The following is a 16,208-nucleotide window of genomic DNA, read 5'->3' as shown; positions in this document are numbered from 1 at the left end:
GCGCGGCGCGATCGGCTCAGAGCATCCGCTCCGCGCCGCGTTCGATCTCGAACACGACACCGTGCGGGTGCCGCAACGCCAGTGCGTCGGCAGTGCTCAGACCGCGCAGCTGGGCGCGGAGCATCCTGCCGATCATCTCGTGGCTGATGAGCAGCGGCACCCCGCTCGATGCCCACCCGCAGCTGCTGAGGGCCTTTCGTGCCCGCACCCGTGCCTCGGCATAGCTCTCGCCGCCGGGGAACGCCCATCCGAAGCGGTTGGCGGCGCGTTCCTCCCTCGCGGTGGGATGCGACTCGTCGATCTGCTCCCAGGTCTGTCCCGCCAGCTCGCCGTGGTCGAGTTCAGCGAGCTCCGGTACCTCGATGACGTCTGCGCCGAGCCGATCCGCGATGATGAGGGCGGTCTGCATCGCACGGCCGAGGGGACTCGAGCAGATCGTCTGGATGTCGGCGCCTGAGAGTCGTGCGGCGATCGCCGCAGCCTGTGCCTCGCCTTCCTTCGTGAGAGGCGAGTCGAGCTGGCCTTGCAGTCGATGTTCGAGACTCCACTCGGTCTGACCATGCCGAGCCAGGAACAGCCGTTCCGGCACATGGCGGTCCTGCGGAATCATGGACTCAGAATGGCATACCCGAGTCCGCGGTGTCGCGCGTGATTCCGTGCGCGCGACGCGTCAGTCGACGCCGAGGAACGAGCGGTCGGTCAGGATGATCGGGCCGTCTTCGGTGATCGCGATCGTGTGCTCGGAATGCGCGCCACGAGAGCCGTCGGCGCTGCGCAGGGTCCAGCCGTCAGGGTCGGTCACCAACTCGTCGGTCGTGGCGAGGAACCACGGCTCGAGGGCGAGGACCAGCCCGGCTCGAAGCGGGAAGCCGCGCCCGGCACGTCCGTCGTTCGCCACATGTGGATCTCCGTGCATCGTGCGTCCGACGCCGTGACCGCCGAAGTCGGTGTTGATGGAATACCCCTCACCGTGCGCGACCGCGGCGATGGCAGCGGAGATGTCACCGATACGGTTGCCGACGGTCGACGTCTCGATCGCCGCGACCAGGGCGCGCTCGGTGGTGTCGATGAGGCGGAGGTCCTCGTCGCGCGCAGTGCCGACGACGAACGAGACCGCGGAATCGGCGACCCAGCCGTCGACGGACACGGCGAAGTCGAGCGTCACGAGGTCTCCATCGCGCAAGGCGTAGTCGTGGGGGAGGCCATGCAGAACGGCGTCGTTCACCGAGGTGCAGATGACTTTGCCGAAGGGGCTCGCCCCGAACGACGGGTGGTAGTCGATGTAGCAGGACTCCGCTCCGGCCTTGCGGATCATGTCGTGCGCACGGCGATCGATCGAGAGGAGGTTGGTCCCGACCTTCGTCTCGTCGCGCAGCGTCGCCAGTGTCTCCGCCACGAAGCGGCCGGCAGCGCGCATCTCGTCGATCTCGGCAGGGGTGCGCAGTTCGATCATCGGGTGTCCTCTCGTCCCTTCCATTCTCCCTGATCGAACGGTTCCGGTTCCCCGGATGCTCTCAGCGAACACCGGGACCGACAGGGCAGCGGCGTCGTACGATTTGAGCATGTGGCTGCGACAGGCGTTCTTCCGCTGGCTTCTTCCGGCGGCGTTCCTGCTGCCACTCTGGCTCCTGATCGGGTGGGGAGTCTTCCAGGGCGGATGGGCGATCTTCTGGGTGCTCCTGATCGCGATGCCGTCCGTCTTCCTCGGACAGCTCCTGCTCACGCTGCTCACGCGTTCTCGGCCATCCGTCCGCATCGAGCGGGCCGTGTCGTGGTGGGATGTCGCCGGCTTCACCGTGTGGCATGGCCTGACGATCGCCGTCGGCTTCTTCATCGATGGAGCGTTCCCCTGGGTGCTCACCGGCGCGATCGCCGCCGGCATCGGCCTCGTGTGGCTCCAGCTGTGGCAACTCTGGAACGAGGCGAAGGGCGGCGGCACCCGGTTGCGCGAGACGATCACGTGGTCGACGATCCCCACGGCCGACGAATCGGCACCTCCGACGCGGGCGCACGAGGTCATCGTCGTACGGGAGACCGAAGCCCGAGACTGACGCCGCGGTTTTGGTCGGAGTCAGCATCCGTGGCAGAATGGTTCCTTGTGCTGTGACCGGCTCTGCCACAGGGGAGCCCGCGGATGCATCTGCTCCGTACAGTTCACTCCTTTTCTTGTTCCTTTGAATTCATGCATGCGACCTGTGGCGGGTGCAGAGAGAGACGATCATGCAGATCCTCGACGCCGTCGACGCGGCTTCCCTCCGTTCGGACATCCCGGACTTCTTCCCCGGTGACACCGTCAAGGTGCACGTCAACATCACCGAGGGCAGCCGCTCTCGTATCCAGGTCTTCCAGGGCGTCGTCATCGGCCGCCAGGGCGACAGCGTGCGCGAGACCTTCACGGTCCGCAAGATCAGCTTCCAGGTGGGCGTCGAGCGCACCTTCCCGGTGCACTCCCCGGTGATCGACCACATCGAGGTCGTCACCCGCGGTGACGTGCGTCGTGCGAAGCTCTACTACCTCCGCCAGCTCCGTGGCAAGAAGGCGAAGATCAAGGAGAAGCGCGACCGCTGACGCGCAGGTTCTCCACAGCACCCCAGGACACGATGTCCTGGGGTGCTGTGTTCTCTCCCCGGTGTGCGAACCTTGATACGGTCGCGCCAAAGCGGTGAACGACTCAAGAAGGAACCTGATGACTGAATCTCCCGCCGCGCGCACCTCCGGACGACGACGTGGGTTCCTGGTCTTCCTCCGGGACGTGCTCGTGATCGTGCTGATCGCGGCGCTCGTGTCCTTCGTGGTCAAGACGTTCGTCGTCCGCTCGTTCTACATCCCCTCCGCGTCGATGGAGCGCACGCTTCTCGTGAAGGACCGGATCCTGGTCGACGAGCTGACGCCAAGATGGACCCCGTACGAGCGCGGGGACGTCGTCGTGTTCAAGGATCCCGGCGGCTGGCTCGATCCGCAGCCGCAGACGCCTGCACAGCCCCCACTCGTCCAAGCTGTCGACTGGGTGCTGAACTTCGTCGGGATCTCGGCCACCGATTCGCAGGACCACCTCGTCAAGCGTGTGATCGGACTGCCAGGAGACCATGTCGTGTGCTGCAACGCGCTGGGGCAGATCACGATCAATGGCGCCCCGATCGACGAGCTCAGCTATCTCAACCTGCCAGAGGGCGATACCTCCGCGTCCAACGAACCCTTCGATGTCGTGGTTCCGGAGGATTCGGTGTGGCTCCTCGGCGACAACCGGGATCGCTCTCGGGACTCCCGAGCTCATCAAGATCTGCCCAGTGGCGGGTTCGTGCCCATCGGCAACATCGTCGGCAAGGCGTTCCTCACCACCTGGCCGTTTGATCGGATGGGCCCGATCGATAGTCACCACGACATCTTCAACGGAGTTCCGGACCCGGAATGACCGTCATCACGCCGAAACTGACTCTGGAGCGTCGGCTCCTGGGGGAGTGCGAGCTGATCATCTCCCTCGATGAGGTCGGCCGAGGTGCTCTCGCCGGCCCCGTCGCCGTCGGCGCGGCCGTGATGGATGCGGCAGGGGCGCGGCGCCGCGTTCCCGAGGGTCTTCGGGATTCCAAACTCGTCACCGAGAGACGCAGGCCAGAAGTCGCCGCGCGTGCCGCTGCCTGGGTCCGCGCTTCCGCCGTGGGCTGGGCGAGCGCGGAGGAGATCGACGAGGTCGGCATCATGACGGCTCTGGGTCTCGCCGCCTCGCGGGCTGTTCTGGCCGTCGCCGAGACCGGTGTGGCGATGGACGGAGCGATGGTGCTGCTCGACGGGAATCACGACTACGTGTCGAGGGTGCATCCGGTGCCATTGCGCGTTCGCCCCGTCGTGAAGGCCGACCGTGACTGCGCGTCGGTGTCGGCGGCGTCCGTGATCGCGAAGGTCGCTCGAGACGGGTACATGGCCGAGCTCCACGACGCTCACCCGGCGTATCAGTGGAACCGGAACAAGGGTTACGCGAGCCCAGAGCATAGCGACGCCATCCGGAGCAATGGACTTTCGTCGTTCCACCGTGCCTCGTGGGCGATCGCCGACGCTCCGACACTCTTCTGAGGTCTGACGACGGAGTCAGTGCATCGACGATGCCGCGCGGCACGGCGCGCGACTCTAGGATGGACTTCATCATGGATGAGGAAGCCTTCGACGATTACGACCGCGAGCTCGAGTTGGCACTGTTCCGGGAATACCGGGATGTGGTGTCGCAGTTCCAGTACGTCGTCGAGACCGAACGCCGGTTCTACCTGGCGAATGAGGTCAACGTCGTCCGCCGCGACACCGAGCACGACTTCTACTTCGAGATCTCGATGAGCGACGTGTGGGTGTGGGACATCTATCGCGCCGATCGCTTCGTGAAGGCCGTCCGTGTGCTCACGTTCAAGGACGTCAACGTCGAGGAACTGCAGCGCCGTGAGTTCGAGCTGCCGCAGGAGCTGTCTCTCGACGGAGAGTGAGTCCTCGCCTGCGGGTGACGGGGTGATGTTTCTCCACGTCTGAGCAGATTTCTGACCTTTCCCCAATGCCCGGGTGACCACCGCGCTGGGCCGCCTTACACGTCGACCGGCGCACAATGCTGGGGTCATGGCAGCGAAGGACGAACTCGGAAGAGCAGGCGAAGACCGGGCAGCGCAGCACCTCGTGGACAGCGGCTACACGCTGCTCGCACGCAACTGGCGCTGCGCACAAGGCGAGATCGACATCATCGCCATGCGGGGCGATCATCTCGCGATCGTCGAGGTGAAGACACGGCGTACAGCGAACTACGGTCACCCCTTCGAAGCGGTCGATAGACGGAAGCGACGGCGGCTCTGGCAACTGGCGAACGCCTGGCTCAGCGAGAACCCGGAGACTGCCCGCGGTCGTGTCGTACGGCTCGACGCGATCGGCATCATCGGGCCCGACCCTGCACGCGGATCTCTCGAGCACCTCATGGACCTCGCATGAGCACGGCGCGGACGTGGGCCGTCGCCCTCAACGGAGTCGATGGTCACATCGTCGAGGTCGAGGCCGACATGTCGAATCAGACGCCGGAGTTCAGGATCATCGGGCTCCCGGACAAGTCGTTGGGCGAAGCGGTGCAGCGGGTGCACAATGCCTGCAAGAATGCCGGTCTCGATCTGCCCCGGCGACGACTCACGGTGAATCTGTCACCTGCGAGTCTCCCGAAGCACGGGGCCGGGTTCGACCTGGCGATCGCGACAGCGTCGCTCGCAGCGGGTGGTGCGATCGACCCGCGTTCGATCGCCGGTGTCGTCCATATCGGTGAACTCGGACTCGACGGCCGGATCCGCCCGGTGCCGGGGGTGCTCCCCGCGGTCTTCGCTGCGGCACGGGCGGGGTTCGCCACCGTCGTGGTTCCGCGGGGAAGCGAGTCTGAAGCGAGACTCGTGCCGGGCGTCGAAGTACGAGCGGCTGCGTCACTCGCCGAAGTCGCTGTGTGGCATGGCGCCGATGTCGAGGTTCCTGACGTCGAAGCCGTTGTCGCCGCTTCCGTGCCGCTGCCAAGCTCCGGTCCAGTCGATCTCTCTGAGGTCGTCGGACAGGAGGACGCTGTGGACGCGCTCATCGTCGCTGCGGCAGGGGGACACCACCTGCTGCTCAGCGGTCCGCCAGGAGCGGGAAAGACGATGCTTGCGACGAGGCTGCCCGGGATCATGCCGGCGCTCGACGACCGCGACGCGCTCGAAGTCGCGTCGATCCGTTCCCTGAGCGGAGAGCCGGTGGCAGTGCTCGACAGGCTGCCCCCACTCGAGGCGCCGCATCACAGCGCCTCCGTCGCCGCACTCGTAGGTGGAGGGTCACGCGCGGCACGGCCCGGTGCCATCGCACGCGCACACGCCGGCGTGTTGTTTCTCGATGAGGCGGCGGAGTTCTCGCGTGTCGCCCTCGACGCACTTCGGCAGCCGCTGGAGTCCGGCGTGATCGAAGTCCATCGGGCCGGGTTCACGGCGAAGTTCCCCGCCAGGTTCCAGCTGCTGCTCGCGATGAATCCGTGTCCGTGCGGAAACCATGGGGTCCGCGGCACGGAGTGCGTCTGTCCGCCGGCGTCGATCAGGCGGTACTCGACACGATTGTCCGGGCCGCTCCGGGATCGTGTCGATATCGACCTCCAGGTGGCGCGGGTCGCTGCGTCGCGCGCGACTGGAGAGGTGGCGACAGGCACGACGACCGCGCAGGCACGGAACCGTGTCACGGCGGCGCGGGAGCGCGCCGCCGTGCGGTGGCACCGAACTCCGTGGCGCCGCAACGCCGACGTGCCGGGCACCTGGCTGCGTCAAGGAGCGCTGCGCCTTCCTCCGGCCACCCGCTCGCCGCTCGATCGGGCGCTGGAACGCGGCGTGCTCACCTTGCGAGGCTATGACCGGGTGCTCCGCGTCGCGTGGACCATGGCGGATCTGGCAGAGCTCGACCGCCCGGGAACCGACGAGATCGGTCGAGCCCTGCACTTGAGAAGAGGCTTGCCGAGATGATCGATGCACTGCTCAGCGACGCGGAGAGCGTCGCCGCGATGCGCCGCGTGCACCCTGCGGGGGCACTCGAAGATGCCCTTGCCCGTGCGGCCTGGACGGTCATCGCGGAACCGGGAGATGCCGTGGCGGGTGTTCTGGTCGAGACGCTTGGTGCAGTCGACGCCCTGGCGCTGGCGGTCGGGGCCGCAGACTCGCTCTCGTCCACGGGTGGCGACTCTACGCTCGCGTCGCGGGAGCTGGCCGCCGCCCGAGCTCGATGGTGCCCGCGCGCCGACCTCGTGTCGGTACGCCGAGCGCTGACGAGTGCTCGCGATATCGGCGCGAGCCTGGTCATCCCCGGGGACGAGTTCTGGCCGGAGTCCCTCGGGGATCTGGGTCCGGGGGTGCCCAACGCCCTATGGGTACGCGGACGTCTCGAACTTCTGCGGTGGGCGCCGCGAGTGTCGATCGTCGGAGCACGTGCCAGCAGCGGCTACGGCGAACACGTGGCTGCAGACCTCTCCGGCGATCTCGCCTCGGCCGGGGCTGTGATCGTGTCCGGTGGTGCGTACGGCATCGACGGGGCTGCGCACCGTGCGGCGCTCGGGGTGGGTGGTGCGACGATCGCCTTCCTCGCAGGCGGGGTGGATCGCGCTTATCCGGCAGGGCATCAGACGCTGCTGAGCCGGATAGTGACGGAGGGGGCGGTGGTGAGCGAACCGCCGTGCGGCACGTCGCCGACGAAATGGCGCTTTCTCGCCAGGAACCGCCTGATCGCCGCACTCGGGCAGGCGACGGTGGTGGTGGAAGCCGGCTGGCGAAGCGGGTCCCTGAACACGGCGGGCCATGCGGCCAGCCTGGGGCGCCCTCTCGGCGCGGTCCCTGGACCGGTGACGTCGGCGTCGTCGGCGGGATGTCATCGCTTGCTGAGGGAGTACGACGCGCAGTGCGTCACGTCAGCTCAGGAGGTACGGGAGCTCTGGGGAGAGGCCTATCCTCCGCGGGCAGAGGACGAAAGGCGCGATCCGGAGCGAACCCGCCTCCTCGAGGTGATGAGCCCGAAGTCGGGTGCGAATCCGGATGAACTCGGGCGCCGATCCGGATTGTCGCTTCATCGCGTGCGCGCGTTGCTCGGACTCTTGCAACTGGAAGGAGCGGTTGAGTTCGGAGCGACAGGATGGCGGCGCACAGCCTCAGGCGCGATATGACCGACAATCGCTGCGAGCGGCGAGGCGCGGACTGTCGCAGGGCGATCCCCGGCAGGCTGGGGGCATGGATCTCGCGGAGGCAGCCGAAGCCTTCGCCGACCACCTGCTCCGGGTGCGTCGGTTGTCTCCGGCGACCGTCAAGGCCTACCGCTCCGATCTCCGAGATCTCGCGGCTGCGGTCGGCAACGTTCCGCTCGACGCCATCGATCTCGAGATGCTCAGAGACTGGCTGTGGCGGGCGACTCAGCGGGGCGATGCGCGATCGACGTTGGCCCGACGGTCAGCAGCGGCTCGGTCGTTCTTCACGTGGGTGCAGGAGCAGGGGCTGATCGTCCATGACCCGAGCCTTCGCCTGATCGCGCCGAAGAAGGGCCGCACGCTCCCCACCGTCGCGTCTCGTGATGCCATGTCGGCCCTGCTCGACGAGCATCGTCGGGCCGCGGAGGAGGGGGACCCGATCGCGCTCCGAGATCATGCGATCCTCGAGCTGCTGTACGGCTCAGGGATCCGTGTGTCGGAACTGTGCGGCCTCGACATCGACGACCTGGACCTCGATCGCTGCACAGCTCGCGTCCTCGGCAAAGGTGCGAAGGAACGTGTCGTGCCGTTCGGAACGCCCGCCCGCAACGCCCTCGCCGCATACCTGCGTCGGGGACGGCCGACCTTGGTGGCGAAGGCGCGTGCCTTCACGTCCGCGGCGATCCTGGGAAGCCGCGGCGGGCGGATCGGTCCGCGAAGCGTCTACGAGCTGGTCGCGAGGGTGCTGTCGCCGATCGTCGGCGCAGAGACCGTCGGCCCTCATGCTCTACGGCACACGGCGGCGACGCACCTCCTCGATGGGGGTGCGGATCTCCGAGCGGTGCAGGAGCTCCTCGGCCACGCGAGCCTCGGAACCACGCAGATCTACACCCACGTCTCCACCGAGCGACTGACCGCCACCTACCGGCTCGCACATCCCCGAGCCTGAGCAGACGGGAAACGACGCAGCTCGAGCTCACTCGCAGCAGGGGAGGAGCACGGCACGAGGGACATCGCCGAACAGCAGCATCGGGTTGATGTAGTCGCCCTCCCGTCGAACCCCCACGTGGAGGCCTCCTGCAGCCGTGTGTCCGCCGACGTCAACGCTCCCGATCTCCTGGCCGGCGATCACGGCCTCGCCCGGGATGAGCGACGACTCCACGGGCTCGAAGGTGGAAGTGAGGCCGCCGGGATGCTCAATCGTCACCAGCGGGCGATCCACGACAGTGCCGCGGAAGGCCACCACACCGTCAGCGGGTGCCGTGACGGCGGCACCGAGGGATGTTCCGAGGTCGATGCCACGATGCCCGGCACCATACGCGTGGGCGGGTGCACGATACGGCGCCAGTACGGCATGCGGTCCGGAGAGCGGCCACCGCCAGCGAGGCAAGGCGCTCGTCTCGGAGGCGGAGGCCGGACTGAGGGCCGTGACGATCAGGGCCAAGGCCAGGACGGTGCTGAGTATCGATCGTGAAGGCGTGCGCATCACGGCAGTCTGGTAGGCCGCTCGGGAAGGGGTGAACGGAAGTGGAGCGGAGTTCACGTATCCGGAAGAACTCCATGGAATGACGGGTCGTGCAGGGCGAGTGCAGGCGGAGTGATCCTGTATGCTGGGGGAGCACCCCGAACTCGGGGTGACTACGCGTGCCCAAAGTGAGTCATCTCACGGCATCCACTCCCACAGGTCCTTCTCTCTGAGCAGGCGGGTGTGAGCCGGGCACCAGGGAGTCCGGTCATCCGATCGGCTTGTACAACCTCAACGGCGCAGAAACGCGCCAGAACCAGGAGACGACCATGGCTGTGGTCACCATCCGCCAGCTGCTCGACAGCGGCGTGCACTTCGGACACCAGACCCGTCGGTGGAACCCGAAGGTCAAGCGCTTCATCCTCACGGAGCGCAGCGGTATCCACATCATCGACCTTCAGCAGTCGCTGGGCTACATCGACAAGGCTTACGACTTCGTCAAGGAGACTGTCGCCCACGGCGGCACGATCCTCTTCGTCGGCACGAAGAAGCAGGCGCAGGAGATCCTCGCCGAGCAGGCGACCCGCGTGGGCCAGCCCTTCGTCAACCAGCGCTGGCTCGGCGGACTCCTCACGAACTTCCAGACGATCTCCAAGCGTCTGGCCCGTATGAAGGAGCTCGAGGAGCTCGACTACGAGACCCCGGCGAACAGCGGCTTCACGAAGAAGGAGCTGCTTCTCAAGAAGCGCGAGCTCGACAAGCTGCACAAGTCGCTCGGTGGTATCCGCAACCTCACGAAGACGCCGTCCGCCATCTGGGTCGTCGACGCCAAGCGTGAGCACCTTGCGATCGACGAGGCCAAGAAGCTCGGTATCCCCGTCATCGGCATCCTCGACACGAACGCCGACCCGGACGACTTCCAGTACCCGATCCCCGGCAACGACGACGCGATCCGCTCCGTCTCGCTGCTGACCCGCATCATCGCCGACGCCGCGGCCGAGGGCCTGCAGCAGAAGCACAACCCGGAGACGGGTGACGCGGAGCCGCTCGCCGACTGGGAGAAGGAGCTTCTCGAGACCCCGGTCCAGGAGTCCGCTGACGCTGCGGAGATCGTGACCGCAGACGATGCTGCTGCTGTCGTCGAGACGCCTGCTGCCGATGAGACCGCTGCCGATGCAGCCGGTGCCGAGGCACACGACGAGGCGATCGCCGCCGCTTCCGGTGAGGAGACCGCTGAGGTCGCCGCCGCCGAGGCCGCAGACGCCAAGTAATCCCCTCGTACACACATACATAACGAAGCAAGGAGCCACCACACATGGCCAACTTCACCATCGCCGACCTCAAGGCGCTGCGTGAGCAGCTCGGCACGGGAATGGTCGACACCAAGAAGGCGCTCGAGGAGGCCGACGGAGACGTCGAGAAGGCCACCGAGATCCTGCGTCTGAAGGGTGCGAAGGGCAACGCGAAGCGCGCTGACCGGTCCACCAGCGAGGGACTCGTCGTCGCTCGCGAGCAGGACGGTGCTGTGACGCTGATCGAGCTCGCCTGCGAGACCGACTTCGTCGCGAAGAACGAGCGCTTCATCGCGCTGGCCGACAAGGTCGCCGATGCCGCGGCAGCGGTCAAGGCCGACTCGGTCGAGGCAGCTCTCGCTGCCTCCGCCGGCGACAAGAGCGTCGAGCAGGTCATCTCCGAGGAAGCCGCGATCATCGGCGAGAAGGTCGAGCTGCGCCAGGTGCGCACGATCGTCGGCGACAAGGTCGAGGTGTACCTGCACCGCACGAGCAAGGACCTGCCGCCGCAGATCGGTGTCGTCGTTGCCTACTCGGGCGAGGACGCGGAGACCGCTCGCAGCATCGCGCAGCACATCTCGTTCGCCAACCCGACGTACCTCTCCCGCGAGGACGTCCCGGCCGACGCCGTCGAGAAGGAGCGTGAGATCGTCACCGAGATCTCGCGCAACGAGGGCAAGCCGGAAGCGGCTCTCCCGAAGATCGTCGAGGGTCGTGTGTCCGCGTTCATCAAGCAGGTCTCCCTGCTCGAGCAGGACTACGCCAAGGACAACAAGCTCTCTGTCGCCCAGGTGGCGAAGGACGCCGGTATCACCGTGACGGACTTCGCGCGCTTCAAGGTCGGCGCGTAGCACTGTCGAAGGGGTTCGGATCGCAGAGATCCGAACCCCTTCTTCATGCCCACAAGGCACTATCTTGAATCGGGACGAGAGGACACCCACCCATGACTGAACGCACCGGACGCCGCCGCGTCCTTCTCAAGCTCTCCGGCGAAGCCTTCGGCGCAGGACAGCTGGGTGTGAGCCCCGACGTCGTATCCCAGATCGCGCGAGACATCGCTGCTGCGGTCGACCGGGTCGAGGTGGCCATCGTCGTCGGCGGTGGCAACTTCTTCCGTGGTGCGGAATTGAGCCAGCGCGGCATGGATCGCGGACGTGCCGATTACATGGGCATGCTGGGTACCGTGATGAACGCTCTGGCACTCCAGGACTTCCTCGAGCAGGCTGGTGCCGCGACCCGCGTGCAGTCCGCGATCTCGATGACCCAGGTCGCCGAGCCTTACATTCCGCGTCGTGCCGAGCGTCACCTCGAGAAGGGGCGCGTCGTGATCTTCGGCGCCGGCGCGGGCCTGCCCTACTTCTCGACCGACACCGTGGCGGCGCAGCGTGCGCTGGAGATCGGCGCGGATGAAGTCCTCGTCGCGAAGAACGGTGTGGACGCGATCTACACGGCCGACCCGAACAAGCACGCCGACGCCGAGCGCATCGAGCGGGTGACCTACCGTGATGCCCTGCAGCGCGGACTGAAGGTCGTCGACTCGACGGCGTTCAGCCTCTGCATGGACAACAGCATGGACATGCGCGTGTTCGGCATGGAGCCGGCAGGCAATGTGACCCGGGCGCTGCTCGGCGAGCCGATCGGAACCCTCGTCACCGCTTGAGCGTGGGACACGGCGGAGAAGGCTTCGCCCGATAGAATTTGCAGAACACCCCGACGATAGGAGTCACCGTGATCGCGGACGTCCTCGCTGAAACCACCACCCGCATGAACCGGGCGGTCGAAGCTGCCAAGGAGGACTTCTCCACGGTGCGCACCGGTCGTGCCAACCCGCAGATGTTCCAGAAGGTGCTCGTCGACTACTACGGAACACCGACCCCGATCGCGCAGCTCGCGTCGCTGGCGAACCAGGAGGCTCGTACCCTCATCATCACGCCGTACGACAAGTCGGCGCTGAAGGCCATCGAGCAGGCGATCCGCGACATGCCGAACCTCGGTGCGAACCCCACGAACGACGGCAACCTCGTCCGGGTGACGATGCCGGAGCTCACGGCCGAGCGCCGCAAGGAGTACGTCAAGCTCGTCAAGACCAAGGCGGAAGACGCCAAGGTGCATGTGCGCGGGATCCGCCGCAAGGCGAAGGACGAGCTCGATGCACTCAAGTCCGAGCTCGGCGAGGACGAGATCGCCCGTGGCGAGAAGGAGCTCGACGGTCTGACGCGTCAGCACGTCGACCTCATCGACGACGCGCTGAAGCGCAAAGAGGCCGAACTCCTCGAGGTGTAGGCGGGATGTCTGACGAAACGCGAGATGCCGAGGACGACAAGCCGTTGACGCGTCGTGACGCGACCGATGGCTCGCCGTCCGGAGGCGTCCCGCTCGTCGACGCGGCGTTCCCGTCGTTCGACGCGGACGCGGTTCCCCCGCGGCCCCCGCTTCCTGTGCCGTCGGGCGGTGGTGCTGTGCACGCGGATGACCCGCTGGACACGGCCGATCACAACGCGATCCGCGAGCAGTGGCGTGCGGCCCGAGACGAGCTCGGCAGTCATGTCTCGCACGCACGCGACCAGCTCGATCAGGCGAACGAGCGGATCAAGCAGCGCACCGGTCGCGACCTGGTGCTCGCGATCCTCATCGGTCTTGCTTTCGGGGCGGCACTGCTCGGCTCGCTCCTGTTCATCAAGGCGCTCTTCGTGCCGTTCGCTCTCGCGGCAGCACTGCTCGGCGTGTACGAGCTCTCCCGCGCGCTGCGCGCCTCGGGTCGGCGCATCGACGTCGTCCCGCAGTTGATCGCGGCCGCTGTCCTGGTGCTCTCGGCCTACTTCCTCGAGCCGTGGCTGTGTTGGGTCGTCCTGTTCGTCTCTGTTGCGTTCGTCATCGTCTGGCGGCTGATCGGGCAGATGATCGCGCGGGATGGCCGTACGTATGGCGATGTGCTCGCGGATGCCGTCATCAGCGGATTCGTCCAGGTGTACGTTCCGTTCCTGGCCGGTGTCGCCCTCATCCTGCTCCGGCAGGAAGGCGGGCAGTGGTGGGTCCTGGGCTTCATCGCGATCGCGGTCGCGGCGGACACCGGCGCCTACGCGGCAGGGCTGGCATTCGGGCGCCATCCGATGGCTCCGAAGATCAGCCCCAAGAAGACCTGGGAAGGCTTCGGCGGCGCGGTCGCGGCATCGCTCATCGCCGGTGTGCTCTTGGCGATATACCTCCTCGAGTTGCCCTGGTGGGCTGGTCTGATCTTCGGTGCGTCGATCCTGTTGTCCGCGACCCTTGGCGATCTCGGCGAATCCATGCTCAAGCGGGATCTCGGCATCAAGGACATGAGCTCCTGGTTGCCCGGGCACGGCGGACTGCTCGATCGTCTTGACAGCATCCTGCCGTCGACGATCCCCGCTCTCTGCCTCTACTTCCTCCTCTCTCCCTGGGTGGTGCTGTGATGAATGACAACTCGCTCGAAGAACAGGCCGTGCAGACGCCGCCTGCCTTCGCACTGACGACCGGCCGCACGCGGGGCTATCACCGTGCCGCGGTCGATGCCTTCCTCGCCTCCGCACGGCGTGAATTCGAGACCGGAGGCGAGGGGCTCAACGCGGATGATGTGCGCACCGCGTCCTTCCCGCTGGTCAAGGGCGGTTACGTCGTCGCCGATGTGGACGCAGCGCTGGGGCGCGTGGAAGACGCCTTCGCCGCGCGCGAGCGCGAGAGCGTGGTGCGTACGCAGGGTGCAGGTGCATGGGTCGAGAAGGCTCGTTCGGATGCGCAGGAGATCCTCGATCACCTCGCACGACCGCGTCGTCACCGCTTCGCTCGTACCGGTGTGCTCACGTTCGGCTACCGCATCGATGAGGTCGATCATGTCTCGACGCGGATCGTGCGCTACCTCCGTGATGGGGATGCGCTGACGGCTGAGCAGCTGCGTTCGGCAGCCTTCCGGATGCAGCGCGGGGGCTACCGTGAAGAGCAGGTCGATGCCCTTCTGGATGCGACGATCGACGTCATTCTCGCCGTCCGCTGACGTTCTGATGGTCGACTCAGACTCGATTGCGTAGACTGTCCTTCATCGTGAGCTCCCGAAACGACATGAATCTCGAACGAAACGATCTCTCGCTGATGCCCGCAGCGAGAGGATCTTCAGCGCGCACCGGCGCGCGGCGATGGTCTCGCCGTCGTGGTGTGGTCGGAGTGTTCAGTGCTCTCGCGGTGGTCGGGTTCGCCGGTGCGCTGGTCGCTCCGACGGGTGTGGCACTTGCTGAGCCGGTCAAGGCCGAGGCTCCGGACTCGGTGTATTCGCTCGCTCTCGCCGACACGCAGAATCTCACCGTGACTGTCAACGGCGCGGCGATCACCCCTGTCGAGCGCGGCACCTTCGAGGTGTACGTCAAGCCCAAGCCGCCGCCCCCGCCCGTCGTCGCCTCGACCGGTTCCAGTGGGTCGTCCGCACCGCGCGCAGCGCTCGCCCCGTACACCGGTGGCGGTGCTCCTGCCGAGTGGATGGCGGCCGCAGGCATCGCCGAGAGCGACTGGCAGTTCGTGAACTACATCGTCTCCCGCGAGAGCGGCTGGAACCCGAACGCCACGAACAGGTCGTCGGGTGCGTGCGGGCTCGTCCAGGCGCTGCCGTGCAGCAAGGTTCCGGGCAACGGGTACAACCCGGTGGACAACCTGCGCTGGGGGACCGGGTACGCGACCGGCCGCTACGGCAGCTGGGAAGGCGCGTACAACTTCTGGACCAAAAACCACTGGTGGTGAGCAGGCACGATGCCACGCTCACGTAGACGGCCTTCGGCGCGCCCTGATCACGAGGATTCGTTCGATCGCCTCCTCGCCGGGTGGAAGAGATCCGAAACGCGCCGCGGCGTGGAATGGACCGTACAACCGGTGTCCGGCGCTCAGGCGCAGAAGGAGTACGTCTGCCCCGGCTGTGGGCGCGGGATCGATGCGGGAACCGCTCACCTCGTCGCCTGGCGGGCAGATGGCGTTCTCGGTGACAGCGCCGACCTGGCTGCGCGCCGCCACTGGCACACACACTGTTGGAGGATCGCGTGAGCATGGAGATTCGAGGGCCGCTGGAGTTGCCGGCTCGCCGTGAGGAGATCGAGCTGACCACGGCGGACGGGCTGACCCTCGTCGGCGAGCTCGCTCAGCCGGAGACGGCTCCGCCTGTTGCAACACTCGTGACGCTGCATCCGCTGCCCACGGCGGGCGGCTTCATGGATTCGCACATCATCCGCAAGGCGGCGGCGCGACTGCCCGCGCTCGCTGACCTCGCCGTGCTGCGCTTCAACACGCGCGGCACCACCTCGCCCCGAGGCACGAGTGACGGCGCGTTCGACGGAGGTGCCGCCGAACAGTTCGACGTGGCCGCTGCGATGGAGTTCACCCGGGAACGGGGCCTCCCGCGGCCGTGGCTGCTCGGGTGGTCGTTCGGCACCGAGCTCGCCCTGAAGTACGGCCGCGAGCACGACATCGAAGGCATCATCCTGTTGTCGCCGCCGCTGCATCGGGCGACCGATGGCGAGGTCGCGGCGTGGGCGGCGACCGACCGTCCTGTCGTGGTGCTGGTCCCGGAACTCGACGACTACCTGCGCCCCGACGAGGCACGCAAGAGGTTCGCGGCCATCCCGCATGCGCAGCTGATCGCTGTCGAGGGCGGCAAGCACCTGTGGGTCGGCGAGACGCAGACGCGGCGCGTGCTCACGGAGATCGTCGCGGCCGTGAATCCCGCCGCGCTCCCGCTGGCGACGCACTGGCCCGTCGACTGAGCGGT

At 66.9% G+C, this 16,208-nt stretch carries 21 protein-coding genes; 18 read left to right on the top strand and 3 right to left on the bottom strand.

Annotation, left to right across the window (positions count from 1 at the left end; all coding sequences use genetic code 11):
• Positions 1–16 precede the first annotated feature (16 nt).
• On the bottom strand, positions 17–610 hold the full coding sequence (locus WFM69_RS07295) for a histidine phosphatase family protein (protein ID WP_337003159.1): 594 nt from the start codon (positions 608–610) through the stop codon (positions 17–19).
• Positions 611–670: 60 nt separating this feature from the next.
• A complete protein-coding gene (gene map / locus WFM69_RS07290) occupies positions 671–1,453 on the bottom strand; it encodes a type I methionyl aminopeptidase (RefSeq protein ID WP_337003157.1) in 783 nt (260 codons plus the stop codon).
• Between the two features lie 109 nt (positions 1,454–1,562).
• Here map and WFM69_RS07285 point away from each other — a divergent pair, with 109 nt between their 5' ends.
• The 9 genes from WFM69_RS07285 (at position 1,563) to WFM69_RS07245 (ending at position 8,636) form a co-directional block, all read left to right on the top strand.
• Positions 1,563–2,051, top strand: coding sequence for an MFS transporter permease (locus tag WFM69_RS07285; protein WP_337003155.1), 489 nt, complete (start codon positions 1,563–1,565; stop codon positions 2,049–2,051).
• A gap of 169 nt (positions 2,052–2,220) precedes the next feature.
• On the top strand, positions 2,221–2,568 hold the full coding sequence (gene rplS / locus WFM69_RS07280; protein WP_017830722.1) for a 50S ribosomal protein L19: 348 nt from the start codon (positions 2,221–2,223) through the stop codon (positions 2,566–2,568).
• 118 nt (positions 2,569–2,686) lie between these two features.
• The gene (gene lepB / locus WFM69_RS07275) at positions 2,687–3,412 is read left to right on the top strand and encodes a signal peptidase I (RefSeq protein ID WP_337003153.1); all 726 of its coding nucleotides are present in this window, start codon (positions 2,687–2,689) and stop codon (positions 3,410–3,412) included.
• Complete coding sequence (locus WFM69_RS07270; RefSeq protein WP_337003151.1) at positions 3,409–4,068, top strand: ribonuclease HII; 660 nt, start codon at positions 3,409–3,411, stop codon at positions 4,066–4,068. Before lepB ends, WFM69_RS07270 begins: the two co-directional genes overlap by 4 nt.
• A gap of 71 nt (positions 4,069–4,139) precedes the next feature.
• Positions 4,140–4,466, top strand: a complete 327-nt coding sequence (locus WFM69_RS07265; protein ID WP_017204525.1) for a DUF2469 family protein — start codon at positions 4,140–4,142, stop codon at positions 4,464–4,466.
• A 127-nt stretch (positions 4,467–4,593) separates the two neighbouring features.
• Entirely contained in the window at positions 4,594–4,956 is a 363-nt protein-coding gene (locus tag WFM69_RS07260) for a YraN family protein (RefSeq protein WP_337003148.1), read from the top strand.
• Complete coding sequence (locus tag WFM69_RS07255) at positions 4,953–6,482, top strand: YifB family Mg chelatase-like AAA ATPase (protein WP_337003146.1); 1,530 nt, start codon at positions 4,953–4,955, stop codon at positions 6,480–6,482. Before WFM69_RS07260 ends, WFM69_RS07255 begins: the two co-directional genes overlap by 4 nt.
• Positions 6,479–7,669, top strand: coding sequence for a DNA-processing protein DprA (dprA, locus tag WFM69_RS07250; protein ID WP_337003144.1), 1,191 nt, complete (start codon positions 6,479–6,481; stop codon positions 7,667–7,669). The genes WFM69_RS07255 and dprA overlap by 4 nt, the downstream gene beginning before the upstream one ends.
• A 64-nt stretch (positions 7,670–7,733) precedes the next feature.
• Positions 7,734–8,636, top strand: a complete 903-nt coding sequence (locus WFM69_RS07245; protein WP_337003141.1) for a tyrosine recombinase XerC — start codon at positions 7,734–7,736, stop codon at positions 8,634–8,636.
• Positions 8,637–8,663: 27 nt separating this feature from the next.
• Here the strand turns inward: WFM69_RS07245 and WFM69_RS07240 are convergent, their stop codons facing one another.
• Positions 8,664–9,173 carry a murein hydrolase activator EnvC family protein gene (locus WFM69_RS07240; protein WP_337003139.1) on the bottom strand — a complete coding sequence of 170 codons (510 nt, stop codon included), beginning with the start codon at positions 9,171–9,173 and terminating at the stop codon, positions 8,664–8,666.
• A 308-nt stretch (positions 9,174–9,481) separates the two neighbouring features.
• On the opposite strand from WFM69_RS07240, the gene rpsB reads away from it, so the two are divergent.
• The 9 genes from rpsB (at position 9,482) to WFM69_RS07195 (ending at position 16,203) form a co-directional block, all read left to right on the top strand.
• Complete coding sequence (gene rpsB / locus WFM69_RS07235; RefSeq protein ID WP_337003137.1) at positions 9,482–10,423, top strand: 30S ribosomal protein S2; 942 nt, start codon at positions 9,482–9,484, stop codon at positions 10,421–10,423.
• Positions 10,424–10,467: 44 nt separating this feature from the next.
• The gene (tsf, locus tag WFM69_RS07230; protein ID WP_337003136.1) at positions 10,468–11,295 is read left to right on the top strand and encodes a translation elongation factor Ts; all 828 of its coding nucleotides are present in this window, start codon (positions 10,468–10,470) and stop codon (positions 11,293–11,295) included.
• A 92-nt stretch (positions 11,296–11,387) separates the two neighbouring features.
• A complete protein-coding gene (gene pyrH, locus WFM69_RS07225; RefSeq protein ID WP_017830711.1) occupies positions 11,388–12,104 on the top strand; it encodes a UMP kinase in 717 nt (238 codons plus the stop codon).
• 68 nt (positions 12,105–12,172) lie between these two features.
• Complete coding sequence (frr, locus tag WFM69_RS07220) at positions 12,173–12,727, top strand: ribosome recycling factor (protein WP_105668299.1); 555 nt, start codon at positions 12,173–12,175, stop codon at positions 12,725–12,727.
• 5 nt (positions 12,728–12,732) lie between these two features.
• Positions 12,733–13,878, top strand: a complete 1,146-nt coding sequence (locus WFM69_RS07215) for a phosphatidate cytidylyltransferase (protein WP_337003135.1) — start codon at positions 12,733–12,735, stop codon at positions 13,876–13,878.
• Positions 13,878–14,456 (top strand): DivIVA domain-containing protein, encoded by a 579-nt coding sequence (locus WFM69_RS07210; protein ID WP_337003133.1) that lies wholly within the window; start codon positions 13,878–13,880, stop codon positions 14,454–14,456. The genes WFM69_RS07215 and WFM69_RS07210 overlap by 1 nt, the downstream gene beginning before the upstream one ends.
• A gap of 167 nt (positions 14,457–14,623) precedes the next feature.
• Positions 14,624–15,190, top strand: a complete 567-nt coding sequence (locus WFM69_RS07205) for a transglycosylase SLT domain-containing protein (protein ID WP_337003131.1) — start codon at positions 14,624–14,626, stop codon at positions 15,188–15,190.
• Between the two features lie 9 nt (positions 15,191–15,199).
• Positions 15,200–15,487: a hypothetical protein gene (locus WFM69_RS07200; protein WP_337003129.1), complete on the top strand. Its 288-nt coding sequence runs from the start codon at positions 15,200–15,202 to the stop codon at positions 15,485–15,487.
• A 2-nt stretch (positions 15,488–15,489) separates the two neighbouring features.
• Positions 15,490–16,203, top strand: coding sequence for an alpha/beta hydrolase (locus tag WFM69_RS07195; RefSeq protein ID WP_337003645.1), 714 nt, complete (start codon positions 15,490–15,492; stop codon positions 16,201–16,203).
• Positions 16,204–16,208: the final 5 nt, after the last annotated feature.

The organism is Microbacterium sp. LB12, assembly GCF_037150835.1.
Classification (GTDB): Bacteria; Actinomycetota; Actinomycetes; order Actinomycetales; family Microbacteriaceae; genus Microbacterium.
Note: the sequence above shows the minus strand (reverse complement) of the source record. Positions and strands in the feature narration are given on the sequence as shown.